Source organism: Zunongwangia mangrovi (assembly GCF_900112105.1).
Classification (GTDB): domain Bacteria; phylum Bacteroidota; class Bacteroidia; order Flavobacteriales; family Flavobacteriaceae; genus Zunongwangia; species Zunongwangia mangrovi.
The window spans coordinates 191,330-198,449 of record NZ_FOKV01000008.1 but is presented as its reverse complement, the minus strand read 5'-3'; the positions used below and the strand labels follow the sequence as shown (position 1 = coordinate 198,449).

The window sequence follows — 7,120 nt, the reverse complement described above, 5'->3', positions numbered from 1 at the left end:
CATCTAACTTAGCTATGCTTTGCAGTAGCTTTCGAATACTTTTAACTTTGTTACCAATCTTGTGAAAGGTTGCCCCCACTGGGAGATCTAACACAAAAGTCCAAAGTGTTTTTACTGATGTCGATACCTACATAAATACTTTTCATAACTTTGTAAAGCTTTCCAGATAAGAAGGATTTTATCAATAACTCAACTCCTTGATAATGGGCTTGTATCCCGAATTTCTATTAGAGATTGTTGATGAAAGTCTGAGCTTAGGTCTGAATCGAACTTTGAACTTTATGTTCTGAGTGAAAATAGTGTACCCAAGTTCCGCTCTCTTTTCTTAGTAATACTGCTCTCAAATAACAATATAAGTCTAAAGGAGTGATTTTGATGTAGCAAAAGCGGAATTAAAATTGTATCGAGAACTTATAAACTGCAAACTGGGACTGTTCACTTCAAATTGAGATTCAGATTTCTCCATTTCGTTGCGCTGTTAGAATTTAGCCATGAGACCACTTCGCTTTTAGATATTAGAATATAGACTAGGAATGTCGAATTTTGAATGCTGAATGCTGAATTTAGAATGTGTAAAGGTTTTATGTCATCTCGACCCTGCCTCGCCGGCAGGCAGGCCTTGCGGAGAGATCTCTTTTGAACTTATGATGAATTTCCAATTCTAGTGATTCTGACGTAGCGTCAGCGAACTCAAAATTGTATCGAGAACTTATGGACTGCAAACTGGGACTGTTCACTGTTTTGAAAATGACTTCTCAATAAAACAAATTTCTCCGTTACACTTCAAAATTTGCCACTCGAAGTGACATAAACTTTTTATTGCTCACTACCAACTGCGACTGCCCACTGTCTATTGATAATTAATTTCTGTTTATTGTTAATTGATCACTGCCAACTGCTCACTCAAAAGTGTGACAATAAAAACGAGCTTAAAAAGCCCAAAACGCACATTAAGCCAGTGATGCTATGACTTTTTTCGAACGCTTCAGGAATCATGGTAGAAGAGATCATATTTAGAATCGCTCCGGCTGCTATAGCGAGTGTTGCACCATTAATTGCAGGAGAAAGCTGACTAAATAAGGAGTAGCCTAAAATTGAAGCTAGCGAAGAAAGGATAGCGATACCCAACCAAATTCCGAAGATAAAAAGTTTAGAACGTCCTGCTTTTTTCATTCCGGCAGAGCTGGATAAACCTTCGGGTAAATTCGAAATATAAATAGCGATCACTGTGGCAATACTTACCGCACCACCTTCAAGCATGCTTATTCCTATGGCGATCGATTCAGGAATACCATCTAAAAGTGCGCCTAAAGCTATGGCGATTCCGCTTCCTTCCTGTTCGTCTTCAGAAGGTTGCTGCTGCTGAGATCGTTTTCGATGTTTTGCGCCACTTTTTTCTAAGAACTTGTTGGCGAAATAGTAGATTAATGCTCCGCTTAAAAATCCAATTGAACTGGGTAATAATCCGCTTTCTTCAAAGGCTTCTTCCATCAATTCAAAAGACAAAGCCGAGATTAAAACTCCGGCTCCAAATCCCATAATGATGGCGATTACTTTTTGTTTCAGATTAAAAAAATATCCAAAAACAGATCCTACGATTAAAGCACTTCCTGTAAATAGTCCCCAAAGACCGGCTTGTATCCAAATTGGCATTTTTTACTTCCTTTTTTTATAAAAGTAATGAAAATGGAAGGAGCGGCAGGAAAGAAAAATAGAAGTTTGAATGTTTAAATTCAGAAATAATAGCAATAAAAAAGAGGCTTCCCATAACGATATCTTACCTTCCAGTCAGAAAATCCCCGAAATCTTATGGATAAGGTTAAGAGCGTTAAAAGAAAGCCCCTGGTTTAAAGAAGACAGAATTTAAATTGTCATGGAAAATAGTTTAGTATCAGGTTTTTTGCGTTGAAGCCTAAGATCGAATGCCATGCAAACATTGCGAACAAAGGCTCTACCTTTTTCTGTAATCTCAATTTTATTATCGAGGATCTTTAATAATCCGTCTTCTTGCATTTCAGATAGTTTTATAATCACATCTGGTAATTCTGTAAACTGCAAACTTTCATCTTCCCAACTGGTTTCCAGTTTACACATAAGGTTTAGAATATGGCGGCGAATTATTAGATCTTCAGGACTTAAAATATGTCCACGATAGATCGGGAAAATTCCACCTTCAACCAAACTTTTATATTCTTCAATACTTTTTACATTTTGCCCAAAAGCATACCAGGAATCTCCAATGGCAGAAACTCCCAATCCTACCATTAACTTCGTTGTTGTCGTGGTATAACCCATAAAGTTTCTATGGATCGTTTTTTGGTGTAGACTTTTAGCTAGTTCATCTTCTGGCAGGGCAAAGTGATCCATACCAATTTCGATATAACCTGCATCTAGTAATAGCTGTTTACCTAATTCGAATTGCGCCTTTTTTTCTTCCGCAGAAGGTAGATCTTCGTCTTTAAAACCGCGCTGCCCATTTCCTTTTATCCATGGCACATGTGCATAGCTGTAGAATGCAATACGCTCGGGCCTAAGCTTTTTAGTTAGGTTTATGGTATTTTCTATATCTGCCGTGGTCTGAAAAGGTAATCCAAAAATAATATCGTGACCTATCGAGGTGTAGCCTGCCTGTCTTGCAAGGGTTGTTACTTTTTGTACATTTTCGAAAGGCTGAATTCTGTTTATCGCTTGCTGAACTTTTAAGTTATAATCCTGTACCCCAAAACTTACTCGTGTAAAGCCAAGATTAGCTAAAACTTCAAGGTGTTTGTGAGTGGTGTTGTTAGGATGACCTTCAAAACTTAGTTTTGCTTCAGCACGCTCGTTAGGATCTTTAAATAAACCTTCAATAAGTAGTTGTAAATTTTCCGAAGAGAAAAAAGTAGGGGTGCCGCCACCAATATGTAATTCAGAGATCTTTGGCTTTTCTTCAAATAAAGAAACGTACAAATCCCATTCTATAAGAAGGGATTTGATGTATGGAATTTCTACCAGATGATTTTTGGTAATCCTTTTATTGCAGCCGCAAAAGGTACACATACTTTCACAATATGGGAGATGGATGTAGAGGCTTATACCGTTGTGCTTACTTTCTACATAACTTTTCTTTAAACATTCTTTCCACTCTTTTAATGAAAAAGAAACATCATCCCAATACGGCACGGTTGGATAGCTTGTGTACCTTGGACCGGCTACATTATATTTATTTACCAGCGATTGCATGATCTATATGCTATTTCCTATAATTAGTAAGGTGTTAATTAAAACACTAGAGGTAAATAAGTGAAAAACAATACTAGGTTTTTGCACTGTTAAAATCGATGCATTATGGGCGCTACAAATAGCAACACTAATAAAAACCAGAAACATTTGTAATGCGTCGTGGCCATGCATTAAAGTGGTCATAATTGCGATCCCACCTAAACAGGTAGAAACGATCATTGCTAAAGCTGAATAACCTAAAAAATTGTGGCTAAATTCTTTGTTTAATTTTGCATAAAGTGTCATAACTCGAGGATTTTTAATTATACACCAAAATTACCTTAGAAGCTCTTCGTAAAATATGATAATTGTCAGTTTGGATATTTTTTCTGAAATTTTTTTAGAAAATTTTTTCATTATTGAAATTGCCGGAAAGACAGTCAGCCTTTTCCTTAAGAAGAGTGAATGAAGGTTTAAAAAGCTGTAGTGAAAAATAGAGATAAAAAATGTCGAATATTGATTACATTGCAGTTACAGGTTTTAGAAAGAAGTAATACCTCATTTTAAGCCAATCTTAAGGAGAATCTAAAGACTATTTAAAAGAGAAATAGCAATTTTGTATTATGAGAATTCTAATTGTAGAAGACGAGACTGGCATATCTGGATTTTTAAAACAGGGCTTAGAAGAAGAATCCTTCATTGTTGATATTTCAGATAATGGTAAAGAAGGTTTAGAAATGGCACTTACCTCTAAATACGATCTTTTACTTTTAGATTGGATGCTCCCTGGTTTAAGCGGTATTGAAATTTGCCGGCAGTTTAGAAAAGATGATAAAGAAACCCCGGTAATCTTTTTAACGGCTAAAGATACTGTTGACGAAACTATATTTGGTTTACAAAGCGGTGCCAACGATTATATAAAAAAACCTTTTCATTTTGAAGAACTGCTAGAGCGCATTAAAGTACAGTTACGCCCAAAATCTGGAGATCATACCATTTTTACCTTAGGTCCCATAGAGCTTAATACAGTTACACACCAAGCTTTTAAAGATGGTAAAGAAGTTAGTCTTACACTTAAAGAGTTTGCCTTACTCGAATATTTAATTAGAAACAAAGAGCGTGTGTGCACGCGAACCAAGATTATCGAAAAAGTATGGGATATTAATTTTAGTTATAATACGGGGGTGATCGATGTTTACATTAATGCCTTGCGTCGTAAACTTAATTTAGATCAAGACGAAAACTACATCCAAACGGTAAGAGGAGTTGGCTATATCGCTAAAGAATTATGAAGCTAAGTTTTAAAGATCGTATTGCTTTTTATTATATGCTAGCCACTGCTTTGATCGTGGCTTTCGCTTTTTTGGTTGTTTTTATTTTGGTAAAACAAACCGTTTACCAGCAATTAGATAATGATTTGCACTACGAAGCAACCATGCACTTGCAGGAAACTACCTTAGAAAAAGGAAAACCGGTTTTTTGGGATAAAGCCGAATGGGAAGAACGTGAGCATAATCAGGTACAGGTAAACCCTGTATTTGTTCAGATTATGGATAGCACCGGTGAAATTATTACCGATAAATCGCCCAATCTTAAAGAATATCGATTACCATTTTATAAAGAAAAAGAAGATAACGAGCATTACAATGCATATTTAGAGGACGAACTTATAAGGCAAATCCAAGTACCTGTAAAAATGGATGGTAAAGTTTATGGTTACATTATCACGGCCATGTCTTTTGAAGGTTCGCAGGACGTAATTACAGGTTTAGCGTGGATTCTTCTTTTGTGTTACCCGCTTATTTTAATTGGCTTATTTTTTATTTCGAGATTACTAGCGGGACGAAGTATAAAACCAATTCAGGAAATTACGCAGACCACTAATCTTATTAGTCGGGATCATCTTAACGAGCGAGTAAGTTTACCCGAAAATCAGGACGAACTTTATGAGCTATCACTGTCTATAAACAGCCTTTTAGATCGGGTAGAGCAGGCCATTGAGCGAGAACGCCAGTTTACCAGTGATGCATCACACGAGCTAAGAACACCTATTTCTTCGATTAGAGGAACTTTAGAAGTTCTAATTAGAAAGGAAAGAACCAGGGAAGATTACGAAAATAAGATTAACTACAGCCTGGATGAGATCGACAGGATGAGTCTTATTATCGAGCAACTTTTATTTTTAGCTAGAAACGATGAAAATCAAAAATTAGAGAATGCCCGTCAAGTCGAAATTATTTCCCTTATTGATGAGGTACTTAACGAACATAGCTTAAAACTGAAACAAAAAAATATTCAACTGGTTCTTGATGCTGAAGATGTTAACGAATTTTTGGTGCATTATTACTATGGTTATGCTATCCTGAATAATGTTGTTGAAAATGCTATAAAATACGCCTATCCAGATTCAAAATTAATCATCGAGCTAAGGCTGAAGAACTCCAGGGCTTTAATAAAAGTGATTGACGAGGGAATAGGAATTAAAGAAGCCGATATTGGTAAAATTTTCAATCCATTTTTTCGGTCTGAAGGTTTAGATCATAAAGACATTAAAGGTACTGGTTTAGGACTTTCTATAGTACAAAAAGCTGCACAGGTCATTGGCGCAAAAGTAGAAGTAAATAGCGTGAAGGGTAAAGGCACGATCTTCACAATATATTTTTAGATCGAACTTAAAATCACGAAACAAAATAACGAATATCAACTATAAAAAAAGCCTGGCAATTAGATTCTGCCAGGCATTTTGTTTCTATTCTAAGCTCGAAATTATTGAATCAACTCGAAAGCACCTTTGCTTAAGATTTGCTTGTTTTGGTCTAATTGCCCGGCATTATTAATTACCGTTTTGTCCTGATAGGTTTTTCCGGTGGTAACTTCAGTGATTTTTAATTGGTAATGGTCACCTTTGGTATCCTGCAGCACTAAAATGTAGCTTTTACCATCTACTTCAACAATACTTTCAGAAGGAATAATAAAAGCTTTTTGTACGCCGGTATTAATTTCAGCTTCTAAAAATGTACCAATTGCCAAATTATCCAAGTCTTCATTTTCTTTAAAATGAGCATGAATTTTTATAGTTCTTGAATCTGGATTAATCGCTTTTCCTACCAAATGAATTTCAGATTTAAGCGTATCTGCAGGATGATCTGGTAAAAATGCATAAACATCCTGACCTTTTTTAATATTGAATAAATCTTTCTCAAAAAGATCTAATTCCATATGTAAATGATCAAAATTTACCACCTGAATAATCTCGTCTGAAGGTTGCACGTGTTTACCTCGGCTGGTATTAATCATGGTAATTTCACCATCGATTGGCGAATAAATATTAATATTCGAGGTTATATTACCTTTTTTTACACTGGCAACAGAAATATTAAGTAGACCCATTTGTTTTTCTAAAGCTGCAACTTTAGAAGCTTCACTTTGGTATTCACTTTTTGCACGCAGATAATTTTTCTCGGCCGTAATTTTTTCTTCAAATAATTTCTGCTGTCTTTGGTATTCACTTTTTAAATAATCCAGGCGATTCATTGCGTCCAGATAATCTTTTTGAAGATCGATGGCGGCAGTAGATTCTATACTGGCAATAAGTTGCCCTGCTTTTACACGATCGCCAATTAAAAACGGAACTTTAGCAATATATCCATCAATATAACTAGAAATGGTCAATTTATTTTCTGGCGGAACATCTACACTTCCGGTGGCATGGATAACTTCAGGAACACTTTCTTCAGTAATTTTAGAGAATTTCATGCGACCATTGGCAAACTGTGTTTTGGTTAGCGAAATCATATTCTCAGAAGCGTTTTTGGCTGTATTTTCAGCATTCGTTTCTGTTTCTTCTGTGCTTTCATTTTTACAACCAACCAAAATGCTGGCAAAAATGAATATCGATAAGATGCTAATTTTATTCATG

General features: G+C 35.7%; 6 protein-coding genes. 2 read left to right on the top strand and 4 right to left on the bottom strand.

Going from position 1 to position 7,120, the window contains the following annotated elements:
• Positions 1–903 precede the first annotated feature (903 nt).
• The 3 genes from BM201_RS15540 to BM201_RS15530 form a co-directional block, all read right to left on the bottom strand.
• On the bottom strand, positions 904–1,653 hold the full coding sequence (locus BM201_RS15540; RefSeq protein WP_092544249.1) for a ZIP family metal transporter: 750 nt from the start codon (positions 1,651–1,653) through the stop codon (positions 904–906).
• Positions 1,654–1,863: 210 nt separating this feature from the next.
• The gene (hemN, locus tag BM201_RS15535; RefSeq protein ID WP_092544247.1) at positions 1,864–3,222 is read right to left on the bottom strand and encodes an oxygen-independent coproporphyrinogen III oxidase; all 1,359 of its coding nucleotides are present in this window, start codon (positions 3,220–3,222) and stop codon (positions 1,864–1,866) included.
• Positions 3,223–3,225: 3 nt separating this feature from the next.
• Positions 3,226–3,507 (bottom strand): hypothetical protein, encoded by a 282-nt coding sequence (locus BM201_RS15530; RefSeq protein WP_092544245.1) that lies wholly within the window; start codon positions 3,505–3,507, stop codon positions 3,226–3,228.
• A 317-nt stretch (positions 3,508–3,824) separates the two neighbouring features.
• Here BM201_RS15530 and BM201_RS15525 point away from each other — a divergent pair, with 317 nt between their 5' ends.
• Both BM201_RS15525 and BM201_RS15520 read left to right on the top strand, forming a co-directional pair.
• Complete coding sequence (locus BM201_RS15525; protein ID WP_084843495.1) at positions 3,825–4,493, top strand: response regulator transcription factor; 669 nt, start codon at positions 3,825–3,827, stop codon at positions 4,491–4,493.
• Complete coding sequence (locus tag BM201_RS15520) at positions 4,490–5,866, top strand: sensor histidine kinase (protein ID WP_092544243.1); 1,377 nt, start codon at positions 4,490–4,492, stop codon at positions 5,864–5,866. Before BM201_RS15525 ends, BM201_RS15520 begins: the two co-directional genes overlap by 4 nt.
• 101 nt (positions 5,867–5,967) lie before the next feature.
• Here the strand turns inward: BM201_RS15520 and BM201_RS15515 are convergent, their stop codons facing one another.
• A complete protein-coding gene (locus BM201_RS15515) occupies positions 5,968–7,119 on the bottom strand; it encodes an efflux RND transporter periplasmic adaptor subunit (RefSeq protein WP_092544241.1) in 1,152 nt (383 codons plus the stop codon).
• Between the last annotated feature and the right edge of the window lies 1 nt (position 7,120).